This is a genomic window from Streptomyces sp. NPDC041970, from assembly GCF_055588985.1.
Map to the genome: position 1 here is coordinate 29571 of NZ_JBVJCD010000015.1, position 15359 is coordinate 44929.

General features: G+C 73.7%; 14 protein-coding genes. 2 read left to right on the forward strand and 12 right to left on the reverse strand.

The genetic code is table 11. The annotated features are described in order from the left end of the window. Positions 1 to 109: 109 nt before the first annotated feature. The gene (locus tag ACZ6EJ_RS10885) at positions 110 to 877 is read right to left on the reverse strand and encodes a DUF881 domain-containing protein (RefSeq protein ID WP_469266183.1); all 768 of its coding nucleotides are present in this window, start codon (positions 875 to 877) and stop codon (positions 110 to 112) included. Positions 878 to 1018: 141 nt separating this feature from the next. Between ACZ6EJ_RS10885 and crgA the strand changes: the two genes are divergently transcribed. Continuing rightward, positions 1019 to 1273, forward strand: coding sequence for a cell division protein CrgA (gene crgA / locus ACZ6EJ_RS10890; protein ID WP_469266185.1), 255 nt, complete (start codon positions 1019 to 1021; stop codon positions 1271 to 1273). 372 nt (positions 1274 to 1645) lie between these two features. Here crgA and ACZ6EJ_RS10895 read toward each other — a convergent pair whose 3' ends face one another. Further along, positions 1646 to 2551, reverse strand: coding sequence for a rhomboid family intramembrane serine protease (locus ACZ6EJ_RS10895; protein WP_469266186.1), 906 nt, complete (start codon positions 2549 to 2551; stop codon positions 1646 to 1648). A 114-nt stretch (positions 2552 to 2665) separates the two neighbouring features. Beyond that, a complete protein-coding gene (locus tag ACZ6EJ_RS10900) occupies positions 2666 to 3193 on the reverse strand; it encodes a peptidylprolyl isomerase (protein ID WP_469266188.1) in 528 nt (175 codons plus the stop codon). 261 nt (positions 3194 to 3454) lie between these two features. Between ACZ6EJ_RS10900 and ACZ6EJ_RS10905 the strand changes: the two genes are divergently transcribed. Next, positions 3455 to 4171 (forward strand): DUF5324 family protein, encoded by a 717-nt coding sequence (locus ACZ6EJ_RS10905; RefSeq protein WP_469266195.1) that lies wholly within the window; start codon positions 3455 to 3457, stop codon positions 4169 to 4171. A 105-nt stretch (positions 4172 to 4276) separates the two neighbouring features. Here ACZ6EJ_RS10905 and ACZ6EJ_RS10910 read toward each other — a convergent pair whose 3' ends face one another. Genes ACZ6EJ_RS10910 through ACZ6EJ_RS10950 form a run of 9 tightly spaced genes read right to left on the reverse strand, consistent with a single transcriptional unit; the run spans position 4277 to position 15359 of the window. Beyond that, complete coding sequence (locus tag ACZ6EJ_RS10910; protein ID WP_469266196.1) at positions 4277 to 4861, reverse strand: TerD family protein; 585 nt, start codon at positions 4859 to 4861, stop codon at positions 4277 to 4279. A 58-nt stretch (positions 4862 to 4919) separates the two neighbouring features. Next, positions 4920 to 6137, reverse strand: coding sequence for a nitroreductase family protein (locus tag ACZ6EJ_RS10915; RefSeq protein WP_469266198.1), 1218 nt, complete (start codon positions 6135 to 6137; stop codon positions 4920 to 4922). Positions 6138 to 6145: 8 nt separating this feature from the next. Then, positions 6146 to 6961: a 4'-phosphopantetheinyl transferase family protein gene (locus tag ACZ6EJ_RS10920; protein WP_469266200.1), complete on the reverse strand. Its 816-nt coding sequence runs from the start codon at positions 6959 to 6961 to the stop codon at positions 6146 to 6148. A gap of 2 nt (positions 6962 to 6963) precedes the next feature. Continuing rightward, the gene (redH, locus tag ACZ6EJ_RS10925; protein WP_469266202.1) at positions 6964 to 9693 is read right to left on the reverse strand and encodes an undecylprodigiosin ligase RedH; all 2730 of its coding nucleotides are present in this window, start codon (positions 9691 to 9693) and stop codon (positions 6964 to 6966) included. A 37-nt stretch (positions 9694 to 9730) separates the two neighbouring features. Beyond that, positions 9731 to 10789, reverse strand: a complete 1059-nt coding sequence (locus ACZ6EJ_RS10930; RefSeq protein WP_469266204.1) for an SAM-dependent methyltransferase — start codon at positions 10787 to 10789, stop codon at positions 9731 to 9733. Continuing rightward, positions 10786 to 11631, reverse strand: coding sequence for a thioesterase II family protein (locus tag ACZ6EJ_RS10935; protein WP_469266206.1), 846 nt, complete (start codon positions 11629 to 11631; stop codon positions 10786 to 10788). Before ACZ6EJ_RS10935 ends, ACZ6EJ_RS10930 begins: the two co-directional genes overlap by 4 nt. Positions 11632 to 11684: 53 nt before the next feature. Then, a complete protein-coding gene (locus ACZ6EJ_RS10940; protein ID WP_469266207.1) occupies positions 11685 to 13268 on the reverse strand; it encodes an amino acid adenylation domain-containing protein in 1584 nt (527 codons plus the stop codon). A 10-nt stretch (positions 13269 to 13278) separates the two neighbouring features. Continuing rightward, positions 13279 to 15102: an aminotransferase class I/II-fold pyridoxal phosphate-dependent enzyme gene (locus ACZ6EJ_RS10945; RefSeq protein WP_469266209.1), complete on the reverse strand. Its 1824-nt coding sequence runs from the start codon at positions 15100 to 15102 to the stop codon at positions 13279 to 13281. Further along, the gene (locus tag ACZ6EJ_RS10950; protein WP_469266211.1) at positions 15099 to 15359 is read right to left on the reverse strand and encodes an acyl carrier protein; all 261 of its coding nucleotides are present in this window, start codon (positions 15357 to 15359) and stop codon (positions 15099 to 15101) included. Before ACZ6EJ_RS10950 ends, ACZ6EJ_RS10945 begins: the two co-directional genes overlap by 4 nt.

A 15359-nucleotide genomic window follows, 5' to 3' on the forward strand; every position in this document is an offset into this window, starting at 1 on the left:
GCACCAGACTAGAGGGCCGCGGGGGGAGCGTGGGGCGGCCGGGGAAAGCCGGCGGCCCCCGCCCCGGCGGACGCGCGGGCGGCGGCGTGCGCCGCGGCCCGGTCCGGGCTCACTCCGCGGGGCGCGCGTAGTGGAGGTTCACCGTGCCCGAGTAGCCGGGCAGGGTGACCGCGTCGTCCTCGTCGACCTTCCAGCCCAGCCCGTACGCCTTCACGTAGAGCTGGTAGTTCTGGATCGCGGTGGAGTGGTCCAGGGCCCGCCTGAGCCTGCCGGGGTCGCCGACGGCGGTGACCTTGTAGGGCGGGGAGTAGACACGGCCCTGGAGGATCAGCGTGTTCCCGACGCAGCGGACGGCGCTCGTGGAGATCAACCGCTGGTCCATGACCTGGATGCCGCGCGCCCCGCCCTGCCACAGGGCGTTGACCACGGCCTGGAGGTCCTGCTGGTGGATGACCAGGTCGTTGGGCTGGGGCTCGGGGTAGCCGGGGTTGGCGGTGGCGTCGGGCGGGGCGTCGTCGAGGGTGACGCTGACGGCGTCACCGGTGATCCTCGTGGTGCCGGCCGCCTTCTCCAGGGCCGCCAGGGCCGCGTCCTCGGCCTTCGTGGAGCCGTCGTCGCGCTGGGCGAGGGCGTCGATGTCCGCGCGCACGGCGGCGCTGGACTCGTTCAGCGCCGCGTTCTTCTCGCTGCGCTCCCGGATCAGGTCGGAGAGCTTGAGCAGGGAGGAGTCGCTGCGCAGGTTGGTGCCCTTGGCCGTGTTGGCACTGGTGACGAAGATCAGTCCGGCCAGGGCGAAGACGGCGGCGGTGAGCGCCCGGGCGGCCCACGCGGACGGGTGCCGGACCGGGCCTTCGGGGGAGTCGGCGGAATTGCTCAACGTACCCTTATCTCATCAGGCGCCAGGGAAGCACTACGCTAACGGACGCTCGGGGGAGGCGGCATTCCCCCAGGCACCCGCCCCCGGCGCCCGCCACAGATCCCTGCGCGGTCACGCAGCGCATCGACAGGAGAGTCCCTCGTGCCGAAGTCACGTATCCGCAAGAAGGCCGACTTCACGCCGCCTTCGGCGAAGCAGGCAACGACCATCAGGCTGACCAACCGCAGTTGGGTCGCCCCGGTGATGCTCGCGCTGTTCCTGATCGGGCTCGCCTGGATCGTGGTGTTCTACGTGACCGAGGGCAATCTGCCGGTCGACTCCCTGGGCAACTGGAACATCGTGGTCGGCTTCGGCTTCATCGCCGGCGGCTTCGCCGTCTCCACCCAGTGGAAGTAGCCCCGCTTCCGAAGCGGACGGGTCCTGTACCCGCTCCCCACCTCCTCGCGCAAGCCTTGCCCTGAGTTACCCACAGAGTTATCCACAGGCAGGGGAAAAGGTCAGACGATCTGTGGATAACGTCTCGCCATGTTGACGCCGGTGTGACCGCAGCCCCCTCCACCCGAGGGGGCTGCGCCGTGTCGCGCCAAGGGAATCCCCAGCTCAGCGATGGTGGGCACAGATGTTCCCCTTGCCGTGCACACCAGTCATCCGACACTGTGGACAACTGGGCTCTGCCTGGGGGCAAAGAGCCCCTTCGCGCTCGCATGAGCGGAAGGGGACCCGCTGATTCCGCGTGTTCGTCACCCGCTGTGGGCCGACGGGGCAGGGTCAGGTGAGCGCCATCGTCCGGGCGACGACGATCCCGGCGGTCGCCAGCAGGACGAGGGCGCAGACGCCGACCTGGACGGCCGTGCGGTGCTCGCGCGGGGCGTGCACCATGCCGCCGGCGATGACGACGCCCGCGACCAGGCCGCCGATGTGCGCCTCCCAGGCGATGCCGCCCCAGGTGAAGGTGAAGAGCAGGTTGAGCGCGAGCAGCACCAGCACCGGGCGCATGTCCTGGTTCATCCGGCGCATCAGGACCGCGGTGGCCCCCAGCAGGCCGAAGATCGCGCCGGACGCGCCGAGCGACCCCTGGTGGGGATCGGCGATCAGGTAGGTCAGGGCGCTGCCCGCGAGGCCGGACAGCAGGTAGAGCGCGAGATAGCGGGCCCGGCCGAGCGCCGCCTCCAGCGGGCCTCCGAGCCACCACAGCCCCAGCATGTTGAACCCGATGTGCCACACCTCCTGGTGCAGGAACATCGAGGTGACCAGGCGGTACCACTGGCCCTCGGCGACGCCCGCGACGGCCCCCGGCGGCGGGGTCGGGTCCCAGGCCCGGCCGAACAGGATCAGGTCGCCGAGCAGCGCGGGCCCGGCGGCGGCGACCACCACGAAGACGGCGAGGTTGAGGCCGAGCAGGATCTTGGTGACCAACCGCGGGTCGGCCGCCACCGAGCCGCCCGCGAGCGTGCGCGGCCGGCTCGCCGCCGGGTGGTGGCCGGTGCCCGAACCCTGCCGCACGCAGTCGGGGCACTGGAAGCCGACCGAGGCGCTGACCATGCAGGCGGGGCAGATCGGCCGCTCGCAGCGCGTGCACCGGACGCCGGTCTCGCGGTCGGGGTGGCGGTAGCAGGTCGGGGCCGGCCGCTCGCCCGCCGCACCGTCGCGCTCCGCCGGCGGCTGCTGGTCCATCGGTCCTGGCCTGCCTCTCGTCCTCGTCCGCAGTGCTTCATGGCGCGGAGACCGCCGCCGCCCCGCCATGAAGCACTACGGACGGACGCGCCGGTTGGTTCCCGGCGGCGGGCGTCAGCGGGTCTCGACGACCACCGACTCGATCACGACGTCCTCCAGGGGGCGGTCGGTGCGCGGGTTGGTCGCGGTGGCCGCGATGGCGTCGACGACCTTCCGGCCCGCCTCGTCGGCCACCTCGCCGAAGATGGTGTGCTTGCCGGTCAGCCACGCGGTGGGCGACACGGTCAGGAAGAACTGCGAGCCGTTCGTCCCCGGCCCCGCGTTGGCCATGGCCAGCAGATACGGCTTGGTGAACGCCAGGTCCGGGTGGAACTCGTCGGCGAACTTGTAGCCGGGGCCCCCGGTGCCGTTGCCCAGGGGATCGCCGCCCTGGATCATGAACCCGCTGATGACGCGGTGGAAGACGGTGCCGTCGTACAGGCGGGCCGTGGTCGTCTCACCTGTCTCGGGGTTCACCCACTCCCGCTGCCCGGTGGCCAGGTCGACGAAGTTCCTGACCGTCTTGGGGGCGTGGTTCGGCAGGAGCCGGATCTCGATGTCGCCCCGGCTGGTCTTCAGGGTGGCGTAAAGCTGCTCGGCCACGTCGCGCCTTCCGTAATCCTCGATCTGACGTCCGCCGATACTCCCACGGCCCGGTGAACGCGCGGCCCGTCGCCGGGGGGAAGGGCGCGTCGGCGGGCGAACCGTGGCATTGTCGGCGGCACACTTCCCACGCACCGTGAGACCGCAGACGACGACATGACCCGGATGCCCGCCCCGGCTGCCGATCATGGCCGTCACAGGCATGATTTCGAACTGGGCGGACAGGCGGAGTACCTACCCGCCACCAAGGAGGAGGATCACGTGACCCGCATCGACAGCGTGCGCGCCGCAACCGACTCGGCGAAGGAGAGCGCGCAGCACGCCGCGGAAGTGGTGGCGCCCTACGCCGACACGGCCAAGGAGCAGGCGGCCCATTACGCGTACGAGGCCCGTGCCCGGCTCGCGCCCAAGGTGACGAAGGCGGCCCAGCAGGCCCGCGTCCAGTACGCGTCCCACCTCGCGCCGCGCCTAGAGCAGGCCCTCACCCATGTGCCGCCGAAGGTCGACGAGGCCGCCCAGCGCGCGGCGGCCTCCACCCGGAAGGCCGCGCGGAACGCCGCCGACTACACCGCCCCCCGCGTCGAGCACGCCCGCGCCGTCGCCCAGCCGCTGGCCGAGCACGCCTCCGCCCGCAGCGCCGCCGCCCTGGCCGCGCTGCGCAGCCCGGTCACGGCCCAGGAGATCCAGAAGCTCGCCAGGAAGCACGAGCGGCGCGCCCGGACCGGCCGCTCCCTCAAGGGGCTGCTGATCCTGGGCGCCCTCGCGGGCGGCGCGTACGCCGCGTGGCGCTGGTGGGACAAGCAGGCCAACCCGGACTGGCTGGTCGAGCCGCCCGCGCCCACCGAGGTCATCGACGAGCGCTCCCCCCTCAGCGCCGTCGACGGCGACCGCGCGGACCTCGACCCCGACGCCAAGGCCAAGGCGGACGAGGCGGAGGCGGTCGAAGCGGAGCTCCCCGGCCTGGACGACCGCCCCTGACCCGGCGCGGGTCCCGCCCGCGCGCTCCGGGCGCACTCCTCCGGCGTACGCGAACGCCCTCCGACCCGTTCCCCGCGGGTCGGAGGGCGTTCGCCGTGCTCCCGGCTACCTGCTCGCCGCGAAGCGCATCAGGTCCTGCTCGTCGCCCTGCTTGATCTTCCCGGTCTCGTTGATCACCTCGAGCTTCCAGTCCGCGCCGGCGCGCACCGCCTTGGCCACGGCGCAGCCGTTGTCCTTGGTCAGCAGGCTCGGCCAGATGTCGGCGACCTGCTGCGTGCTGCCGCCGGTCGCGTCGTACACCTTGAAGCTGATGTTGCGCGCGTTCTGGAAGGCGCTGCGCTTCTTGTACGCGGCGGCCACGAACACGATGGACGTGATGTTCTGCGGCACCCGCGCGAACTCGACGGTCACGGTCTCGTCGTCGCCGTCCCCGTGCCCGCTCTGGTTGTCGCCGCTGTGCACCAGCGAGCCGTTGCCCAGCGGGTCCAGGGAGTCCAGCCCGGCCAGCCGTACCGGGTCCGCGCCCTGCATCGCGATGGCGATCAGGTCCAGGTCGGTCCCGGCCTTCTGCCGGAGCTTGCCCATCAGCCCGCCGCTGCTGCCCACGGTCGGGTCCCAGGACACCCCGATGGACAGGTGGGTCACCCCGCCCAGGTCCGCCGGTCCGTCTTCCTTCTTCAGCGTGATCATGCGTCCGTCCTCTGCGTCGCGGCTGTCTACCCCTGCAGTGTGCCTCGCCCGCCCGCGACTACAGCGCGACGGTGAAGCTCTCCGCCGCGCGCCGGGGGGCCGGGGGGAAGTCGGACGCGGCGTGGCCGAGGCGGCTGACGAAGAACGTGCGGCCGGGCAGCGACAGCTCGGCCTGGAGCCGCCGGCGCAGGTCCTCGTGCTGGAGGACGATGCTGACGGGGTGCAGCGACAGCCCCTCGCGGGTCGCCGCCAGCCAGTAGTCGGCCAGCCGCGCGCCGCCGCGCAGCGCGTCGGCCGCGCTGGGCGAGGTCCCGGTGAGGCCCAGGGCGACGATGGCCGGGGTGGGGCGGATCGCGGCGGCCATCCGCCGGGCCAGCAGGCGCGGGTAGCCGGCGTGCCGGAGGAGGCGCATGGTGTCCGGGCGCAGCGCGGTGCGCAGCATCAGGGCGCGCAGCGGGTGGAGCGGGCCGAAGAGCTGGCTCAGGCTGAACCCGTCGCCTCGGCGCTCGGCCTCGGCGCGGGTGGGCCGGACGTAGGCGTACGTCTCGCGCCAGGCGGCCCGGTCGCTGAAGTCCCGGTGGGCGTGGCGGGAGACGAAGGCGACGAACCGGTCGCGGTCCGCGCGGGAGGTGAGGTGGCGCACGGCCACCGGCGCCCGGGCGGGCAGGCCCCGCGCGGCGTGCTGGAGCCGGCTCAGGGCGTCGGCGCCGACCTCCCGGTCCGTGTAGGGGCCCCGGTTGGTCCGGCGGGCCGCCGCGAGGCGCTGCCACTCCGTCAGGCTCCCCTGCGGCACGCCCGCGTAGCGCAGCTCCAGGACGGCCATCAGCGACCAGCCGGGGCGCCACCCGGCCGCGCCCAGCGCCCGCACCGGGGCGGGGACGCCGCGGTACGCCCAGCCGCCGGGCTCGTCCGTGAGCACGTGGCGCTCCAGCCACCAGCCCTGGCAGGCCAGGGACTGGACCAGCAGGTGGGCGAACGCGCCGCAGCTCACCAGCATCTCCAGCTCGTGGGCGGCCAGCGAGTCCAGTTGCCGGTCGCGGTCGAGCACGACGGCGACGTACTCGCTGCCCTCGCGCGGGCCGGAGCCGCCCGACGCGTCCAGCAGCCGGGCGGCGCTCGCGCGGGCCTCCGGACTGCTCAGGGCGACCAGCGCCCAGGGCTGGCAGTTGTGCGAGGACGGGGCGAGCCGGGCGGTCTCGGCGGCGGACCGCAGCGCTCGGCCGAAGTCGCCGCAGGTGACCAGGGTGGGGGTCGAAGGGGTTTCAGCGGGGGCCAAGGGGGGTCCTACCTCCATGTGACAGCCAGTGCGTAGGCGCCGAGCCGGCGGGCCCAGCCGTGGGCCGGCAGGCCGTCGGCCCCGCGGCAGTGCCGGAGCAGGGCGGCGCCGGGGGTCCAGCGGAAGACGCCGTCGCCGTGCCAGTCGGTGATCCGGACCTGGTGGAGCGCCTCGCGCCCGGCGACGCCGGTGTACTTGACGACCGCCTCCCGGCAGGCCCAGCGCAGCGCCAGGGGCATCCGGGCGACCCGCCGCAGCCCGGCCGGGGCGTGTTCGCCGCCGGGCACGGCGAGCATCCGGGCCAGGTGCGGCCCCATCGGCCGCCCCTCCAGGTCGATGCCGAGCGGGTGGGCGCCGGCGACGGCGACGGCGTGGTCGAGCGAGTGGGAGAGCGCGATGTGGGCGGCCTGTCGGACGAAGGGCTTGCCGGCCCGCGGCCCGTCGGGGACCGCGCGCACGACGATCTCGCGGAGGGCGGGCCCGCCGCCCCCGGTGTGCGGGCCGGTCCTTTGGAGGTGGTCGGCGACCGCGTACTTGACGGCGAGCCGGCCCGCCAGCCATTCGGACCGGCGCTTGGGCAGCGGCAGCCCGCGGTGGACGGCCCGCTCGACCGGGCTGAGCCGGGTGTCGGCCAGGTGCTCCACCGCCTCGGGGGCCAGGGCGCGCAGCCAGGCGACGGAGACCACGGCGAAGGTGAGCGGCCCCGGCGCGCGGTGGACCAGCAGGGGCCGCTCGGCGTCCAGCCGCAGCCGGTCCTCCAGGCCCGCCAGGAGCGCGTGGCGCCCGGCGGGCGGGGCCGCCGGGGCCGGTGGCGGGAGCGGCACGGTCAGCCCCCCAGCGCGTCCGGGCCCGGCGCGTCCGGTGCGGCGGCGGGCTCGACGACCTCGACGAGACCGGCGTCGCCGTCCACGCGGATCATGTCGCCGGTGGAGATCCGCTGGGTGGCGTGCTTGCAGTTCACCACGGACGGCAGCCCGAACTCGCGCGAGACGATCGAGCTGTGCGAGAGCATCGAGCCGATGTCGGTGACCACGCCGCCCGCGATGGCGAACAGCGGGGTCCAGGAGGCGTCGGTGAAGCGGGCTATGAGGATCTCCCCCGGCTGGAACTCGTCGGCCTGCCAGGCCAGGTCCTCGATGATCCGCGCCCGGCCGACGATCCGGCCGGGGCTGGAGCCCAGGCCCTCCAGGCGCGTGCCGTCCTCCGGGGCGCGCAGGGCCTGGGTGACGTCGTACTCCCCGATGAAGGTGAGCGGCGGCTCGGGCAGCCTGTTGTGGTACTCGTGGGTGCGCCTGCGCTCGACCAGCTCGGCCCGCGGGAAGACGTCGGCGGCGGCGCGGTCGCTCCCGAGGTAGGCGCGTACGTCCTCGAAGTCGAGGAAGGCGATGTCGTCCGCGGAGTGCAGGACGCCCTCGTCCACCAGCCGGCGGCCGACCTCGTAGACGACGGTGCGGACCAGCCAGACCGACGTGACCATCGCCATCCGGGTGATCTCGCGCAGCTCGCTGCAGGTGGCGAAGAGGGACATGATCCGGCGCAGCACGATCCGCTTGGGCAGGGGCAGGTCGCGCAGCACCGCCTCGGCCTCCCGCGCCACGCCGCCGTCGCCGCGCAGCAGGTCGTCGATGGAGAACTGCTCGTCCTGCGCGTAGCGGCGGACCATCTGGAAGACGTACGCGGGGTCGTCCACCCAGCGCGGGTGGGTCAGCTCCATCTCCTGGCGGCCCCGCGTGCCGTTGGCGCGCATGAACGGCACGACGTGCCCGTCCCAGAAGGCGCGGCCCTCGTCGGTGGCGCGCAGCTCGGACTCGACGTCCGTCAGCGGCGACTCCACGAGGGTCCTCAGCACCCGGGGGCGGCGGCGCGCCTCCTGGGCCAGCTCCCACAGCTCGCGGGCCGACTCGACGGTCCGCAGGTTGGACATGTCCGTCTTGATGCGGTTCTGCAGGTTGGCGCCCTTGTCGCCGAGCCACTGGGCGCACAGGTCGGAGAAGGCGCTGTAGAAGGCGAAGGCGTTGATGTAGTAGGGCATGTAGCCCACGTTCATCGCCTTGCAGTACGCCAGGTAGCGGTCGAACTCGGCCCCCAGCTCGGCGCGGCCGAGCCGGGTGAGGTCCAGGGCGCGGGCCCGGTCGTACGCGCGGTGGCGGGAGGCGGCCATCCGCTCGGCCCGCTTGCGCATCCCGGCCAGCTCCTTGACGAAGCTCGCCGCCCAGTGCCCGGCGGCGACCGCGCTGCGCGCGCCGGAGGTGAACTGTCCGAAGGGGGAGCGGTAGGAGGCCATGTCCACCTCCTCGCTGGCGAAGCGCTCGGTGAAGACGGCGGCGTCCTTGGTGGGCGGGCTCTGGGTGAGGACGTGCGAGGTGTAGGAGACGTTCAGGTAGACGTGGCCCTGGAGGTAGCCCATGTGCAGGTCCATGTCGCCGGTCTCGCGGGCGCCGATGGACCGGACGCAGTCGCCGTGGATGTGCCGCTGGTAGTAGCGGGCGAAGCTCAGGCCGAGCGGCGTCATCCCGCCGACGAAGATCTCGCCGATGTCCATCCGCGACCACATGGTGTTCTGCCGGACGTGGTCGGGCACGTCCTTGACGTACGGGGTGTGCCGGCTCGGCGGCTGGGGCCCGGTGGTGATGGGCCGGGTCTGGAGCAGGGAGATCCGGCCGTCCTTGAGCACCCACTCGATGTCCTGCTCGGCGCCGTAGCTGTCGCGCACCTGCACGGCGAGCCGGGCCAGTTCGCCGAGCTGCTCGGTGGTGAGGGTGGGCCGGTCGCGCCGGGCGGGGTCCACCTTCACCAGCGCCACCCGGCCGGGCTCCACGGCCGCGCACCGGGTGACCTTGTAGCGCACGCGCCGCTCGACGACCTCCAGGGTGCGGTCGTCCACCACGAACAGGTCGCTGGTGACCTTGCCCGACACCAGCCCCTCGCCCAGGCCCCAGCAGGACTCCACCACCATGCGGTGCGGCCGGCCGCCCATCGGGTCGACGGTGAAGAGCACCCCGCTCACGTCCGCGTGGACCATCTCCTGGACGACCACGGCCATCGAGCCGACCGAGGCGGGGTCGTCCCGGTAGACCGTGGCGCGGTCCGACCACAGGGAGGCCCAGCACTCCTTCACCGCGTGCAGCACCGCCTCGTCGCCGCCGACGTCGAGGACCGTGTCGTGCTGGCCCGCGAAGGACTGGTCGGCCGAGTCCTCCTTGCTCGCCGAGGACCGCACCGCCACGCGGGGCCGCCCCAGCGCCGCGTAGGCGTCCAGGATCATCCGGGCGATCGGCTCCGGCAGCTCCCGCGCGACGATCTCCTTGCGGGCCGGGGTGTCGCCGGACCGCAGCTCCTCGGCCAGTCCGGACTCGTCCAGGAAGCGCCGGAACAGCCGGGTGGTGAGGCAGAAGGCGGGCGGGACGGGCACGCCCGCCTCGATCATCTCGCCGAGCCGGGCGGCCTTGCCGCCCAGGTGCTCGGTGATGACGGGGGCGCCGGAGCCGAGGACGACGACGAACTCGGTGTCGCCCTCGGGGGCCTCGGTGGTCGGGGTGCCGTCGGTGGCGGTCATGCGGAACCTCCAGAAGGGGCGGTGCGGGTGGCAGGTGTCAGGAGTTGGCGCCGACGAAGGCGCGGAACTGCTCTCCGGGGACGATCCGGTGGGCCTCCACGTCGGTGAACCCCGCCTTCCTCATCTGCGCGACGAGCTCCTCCTCCACCGGCAGCGGCCCGCCGAAGTCCGCGAACTCGAACCACAGGTTGAGGACTTCGAGGCTCGGGCTGCCGCCCCGGCAGGAGGTGGTGAGCAGCAGCCGGCCGCCGGGGGCCAGGGCCGCGCGGGCGCGGGCGAGCGCCTCGACCCGGTCGGACTCGGGGAAGTAGTAGATGTTGTTGTGCAGGGTGACCAGGTCGTAGCGCCCGTCCGGCTCCAGGTCGCGCAGGTCGCCCTGGCGGGTGGTGACGCGGTCGGCGATGCCCCAGCGGACCATGTTGCGGGCCGCCTCGGCGGCCACCTCGGGCTGGAGGTCGACGGCGAGCGCGGTCAGCCGGGGGTTGAGCGCGGCGGCGTGGCGCACGTACACCCCGCTGCCGCAGCCGATCTCCAGGAGCCGTACGGGGCCGTGCCGGTCCAGGACACGGGAGACGGCCTCCTCGATGAACGGCTGCACCACCAGCGAGGAGCGGGCGATGACCGCGCCGTCCTGGTCCCCCAGGCTGAACGAGCGGTTCTCGCGCGCCATGCGCGGGGCGTCCAGGAGCACCGGGCAGTGGAAGCGGACGACCTCCTCCAGCGCGCCGGCGGCCGCGTCGTTCTCCACGCGGGCGAGCTGCTTGGCGAGCCGGCCGCGCAGCGCGTACCTGCCGTGGTGCGACCGCAACTGGCCGAGCCGCACACCGGTGTCGAGCCAGCGGCCGAGCCGGTGCGCGTCGCCCCGGACGCCCAGCTCCGCGGCGAGGGTCTCCAGGTCGGCGGGGCTCTCGGCGAGTCGGCGCAGCACTCCGCTGCCGGCCGCGGCGGTCAGGAAGGCCGCCCGGTACACCGGGATGACCAGCTTGCCCGAGAGGGACAGGAGCAGCCTGATCCGGGGGGAGCGGAGCAGCCTGGCGACCGTCGCCGCGGTCGTCAGCGGCGAGGCGGTGCGGGAGCGGTGTCCGGTCGGCGTCATGAGTACCTCGGGGGTGTGCGGTCGGGTCCGGCGAGGGCGCGGGGGCCCGGACCGGCGGGGGTGGTCCCTGCGCACCAGCGGCGCAGTTCGCGCAGGAAGAGGTCTCGGGTCGGTTCGTCGAGCAGGTAGAAGTGGCCGCCGGGCGAGGTGCGCCGGTGGAACGCGGCGGTGGTGTACGGGCGCCAGGACGCGGCCTGCTCGGGGCGGGCCAGCGGGTCGTCGGCCCCGGTCATGACGGTCAGGGGCACGTCCAGCGGGTCCCTCGGCCGCCACCGGTAGTGGTCGCAGACCCGCAGGTCGGCGCGGAGCGCGGGCAGCCGGCGGCGCAGGAACGCCTGGCGTACGGCGCCGGGTCCGGCGCCCAGTCCGCCCAGGTCGCCGAGCAGGGCGACGAGTTCCCGCTCCGGCAGCTCGCTGTCGCGGCGGTCGCCGTAGGCGTGCGGGGCCCGGCTGCCGGAGAGGAAGAGCCCCCTCGGCCCCGGCCGGCCGCGCTCGCGCAGGGCGCACGCCACCTCGTACGCCAGCACCGCGCCCATGCTGTGGCCGAAGAACGCGCAGCCCGCGTCGAGGCCCCGGTCCGTCAGCGCCTCGGCGAGGGCGTCGACCAGCGGGCCCATCGCGGTGAACGGCTCCTGTGCCAGCCGGAGCCCGCGGCCGGGCAGCAGCGGGGCCGCGATCCGTACGCCGGGGCCGAGCGGGCCGGCCCAGCGGTGGAAGACCGACGGGGTGCCGCCCGCGTACGGGAAGCACACCAGCGGCAGCGCGTCCGGGCCGCCGGGGCCGGGGGCCCCCTCGGGGAACCACGGTCCGTCGGCGCGTGCGGGCGGTTCGGCTGGGGGCACGGTGTCCTCGGTGGTGTGGGATGCGGCGGGCGGCGGCCGGGCGGGGCGGGCCGTCAGGGCAGCGGGCGGACGGCGGCGGCCAGGGCGCGGTAGTCGGTCTTGCCGTTGGCGTTGCGCGGCAGGTCGGCCAGCCGGGTCGCCGCGTGCGGCAGCATGTAGGGCGGCAGGTAGACCGTGCAGTGCTGTTTGAGCTGGAGCAGGTTGGGCGGCTTCGCGCCCTCGCGCGGGACGTAGTAGACGGCGATCCGGGCCCGGCCGCCCTCCCCGGTGGTGATCACCGCCGCGTCCTGGACGGCCGGGTGGCGCAGGACGGCCGACTCGACCTCGCCCAGCTCGACGCGGTAGCCGGAGAGTTTGACCATCCGGTCCTTGCGGCCCCGGTAGACCAGCAGGCCGTCCTCGTACGCGACCAGGTCGCCGGTGCGGTGGCGGCCGGCCCGGTGGTCCTCGGCGGCCGGCTCGTGCTCCCGGCCCCAGTAGCCGGGGGTGACGCACGCGCCGGAGACGACGAGTTCGCCCGGCCGGGACGGGTCCGTGACGGCGCCGCCGTCCTCGTCCTCGACCCGGACGTGGGCGCCCTTGATCGGGGCTCCGATCGGCAGCGGGTGCTCCCGCCGCAGGTCGTCCGGGGTGGCCCGGTGGTAGGTGCAGACGTTGGTCTCGGTCGGCCCGTAGAGGTTGTAGAGCGCGGTCCGGGGCGGCAGCACCTCGGCCAGCCGGGTGAGCTGGGCCATCGGGAAGACCTCGCCGGCGAACAGGACGTACCGCAGCGTGGCCGTGTGCTCGGCGGTCAGCGCGCCCGAGGCGGTGAGCAGGTGCAGGATCGAGGGCACCGAGTACCAGACGGTGACGCCGTGGTGGCGGATGCCGGAGGCGAGCGCGGAGACGTCCTTGGCCCCCGCGTCCGGGACCACCCACAGCGCGGCCCGCGCGGCGAGCGCGGTGAACAGGTCGAAGGTGCTGAGGTCGAAGTTGAACGAGGCGTGGTTGGCGAAGACGTCCGCCGGGCCCACGTCCAGCTCCTCCAGCGCCCAGCCGACGAAGTTGGCCAGGTTCCGGTGGGAGATCTTGACCCCCTTCGGTGTGCCGGTGGAGCCCGAGGTGTAGAGGAGGGCGGCCAGGTCGTCGGGGTCGACGGGCCGTCCGCCGGGCGCCGCCGCGCCGGCGGGGGCGGGTGCGGGCCAGGCGCGGAGCCGGGCCGCTCCGGCTTCCTCGGCCCCGCCGTCCTCCGCCCCGTCGGCCAGGACGACGGCGCGCAGCGACGGGGGCAGGCGCTCCGCGGTGAGCCGCCCCCACCGCGCCCGGTCGGTGAACAGCACGGTGGGCGAGGAGTCGCCGAGGATCGTCGCCACCCGGCCGACCGGCTGGGCCCCGTCGAGCGGCACGTACACGCAGCCGGTCTCCAGGGCGGCGAGCACCGCCTCCACGTAGCGCGGCTGCTTGTCCAGCCAGACAGCCACCCGATCGCCGGGGCCGGCGGCCTCGCGCAGCCACCGGGCGAGCCCGTCGACGCGCCGGGTCAGCTCGCCGTACGAGACGGTTTCCTCGCCGACCAGCGCGGGGCGGGCGCGTTCGCCCTCGTCCAGTCCGCGCGGCAGCCGGATCACGGAGACGCTCCCCTTCCGGGCGTTCTTCACGGCGCCCCCCTCACCGCTCGGCCGGGGGCAGCACCCCGACCTCGCGTCCGGCCTCGACGAAGACGCCCGCGGCCTCCCGCAGGTCCTCGGCGGTGTGCTCGCTGGTGACGCTGACCCGCAGCCGCGCGTCGCCCAGAGGGACGCCGGGGAAGACCACGGTCTGGCAGAACAGTCCGCGCGCCCGTACGGCCCGGCCCATCTCCATCGCGGTGCGCTCGTCGCCGATGACGATCGGGAGGATGGCGCTCTCGGTCCGCTCCAGGTCGAACCCGGCGTCCAGGAGCGCGGAGCGCAGCGTCCGGATGTTGTCCCAGAGCCGGGTGACGCGCTCCGGCTCGGCCTCCATGACGTCGATGGAGGCGATCAGCCCGGCGGCGGTGCCGGGCGGGATGTTCGCCGCGAAGACGTAGGAGTTCGCGTAGAAGCGGAGGTAGTCGATGACGTCCTCGTCCCCGACGACGAAGCCGCCCATCCCGGCCAGGGTCTTGCTCATCGTGCCCAGCTCCAGGTCGACCTGGCCCTTGAGCCCGAAGTGCTCGGCGGTGCCGGTGCCGCGCTCGCCCAGGACGCCGGTGGCGTGCGCGTCGTCGACCAGCACGCGCGCGCCGTACTCCCGTGCCAGCCGCACGATCTCGGGCAGGTCGCAGACGTCGCCGTGCATACTGAACACGCCGTCGGCGATGATCAGCTTCCCCATGACCTCGCCGGCGCAGCGCTGGAGCACGCGTTCGAGGTCGGCCATGTCGTTGTGGCGGTAGATCTTGCGGACCGCGCCGGAGAGCTTGCAGCCGTCGACGATGCTCATGTGGTTGAGCCGGTCGACGACGGCCGCGTCGTAGCTCTTGACCAGGCCGGAGATGACGCCGAGGTTGGCGGAGTACCCGCCGGGGAAGACCGCGCACGCCTCCCGGCCCTTGAGGCGGGCGAGCCGGCGCTCCAGCTCGCGGTGCAGCTCGTTGGTGCCGCCGATGATGCGGGAGCCGGTGTGCGTGGCTCCGAACGCGCCGGTGGCGTCGCAGATCGCCTCGATGACCTTGGGGTGGTTGGCCAGGCCCAGGTAGTTGTTGGAGGCGAACATCAGGAACTCGCGCTCCCGGCCCTCCAGGTCGTCGTACATCACCGCGCGGCTGCCGCTCATGGCGCGGTGCGGCATCCCGTACCAGTAGAGCTTCTCCTGCTCGCGGCGGGCGCGGTAGCGGCGGAACGAGCGGGCCTTGGCGAAGAGGTCGGGGTCCCGCTCCTCCATGAAGTCCTTCATGGAGCGGCCGTCCCACGCGTCCGGTCCGTCCGCCGCCGTCTCCCGGCCGTCCAGCGGGCGCAGGGACGCCAGTTCGGCGTGCAGCTTGCGCAGCGTGGTGGCCTGGACGGCGGTGGTCGCCTCCTGCGGGATGCCGGCGGCGTCGGCCGTGTCCGCGATGATCGAGGTGAGGACGACCGAGTCGATGCCCAGCTCGCTCTCGAAGTCGGCGTCCAGGCCGAGCTGGTGGCGCTGGTAGTGGGTGTGCCGTACGGCCGTGTCGACCAGGGTCCGCAGCAGCTCGTCCCCACCGTCCACGCCGTCCCCGCCCTCGCGCGCGGCGAGCGCGGCGGTCACGTCCGCCACCAGCTCCCGCAGGGTCGTCGGGGCCGCTTCCCAGTCGCTCTCCAGGCCGAAGTGCTCGCTCAGCGCCTGGAGGATCGACTCCAGCACCACGGAGTCGATGCCCAGCTCGCCCTCCAGGTCGCTCTCCGGCGTCAGGCGCGCGGTGTCGTACAGCGTGCGGGACGCGACGATCTCGACGACCTGGCGGTGGATGGGCGAGGGGCCCTCGGTGGTGTCCGCCGGCTCCGTCATCGGGCGGCCTCCCTCTCGTTCCGGATGCGGTCCACGAGCTCGGTCACGGCGCTGACCGACTGGAAGTTCTTCGGCGCGACCTCGTGCAACGGCACCGTGATACGGAATTCGCTCTGCAGGAAGTGCACCAGGTCGAAAATCGCGGCGGAATCGATGATGCCCAATTCGGTGAGACGCGTTTCGGCATCCAGTCCCTCAGTGTCACCATCAAGCCAGACCGCGGCTATGTATTCGATGATCGACTGCTCAGTAATCAT

Excerpts from the sequence above, each read along its gene's own strand:
- ACZ6EJ_RS10930 (WP_469266204.1), bottom strand. The coding sequence starts at position 10,789 with ATGACGCCGACCGGACACCGCTCCCGCACCGCCTCGCCGCTGACGACC.
- ACZ6EJ_RS10895 (WP_469266186.1), bottom strand. The coding sequence starts at position 2,551 with ATGGACCAGCAGCCGCCGGCGGAGCGCGACGGTGCGGCGGGCGAGCGG.
- ACZ6EJ_RS10945 (WP_469266209.1), bottom strand. The coding sequence starts at position 15,102 with ATGACGGAGCCGGCGGACACCACCGAGGGCCCCTCGCCCATCCACCGC.
- redH (WP_469266202.1), bottom strand. The coding sequence starts at position 9,693 with ATGACCGCCACCGACGGCACCCCGACCACCGAGGCCCCCGAGGGCGAC.
- ACZ6EJ_RS10910 (WP_469266196.1), bottom strand. The coding sequence starts at position 4,861 with ATGATCACGCTGAAGAAGGAAGACGGACCGGCGGACCTGGGCGGGGTG.
- ACZ6EJ_RS10950 (WP_469266211.1), bottom strand. The coding sequence starts at position 15,359 with ATGATTACTGAGCAGTCGATCATCGAATACATAGCCGCGGTCTGGCTT.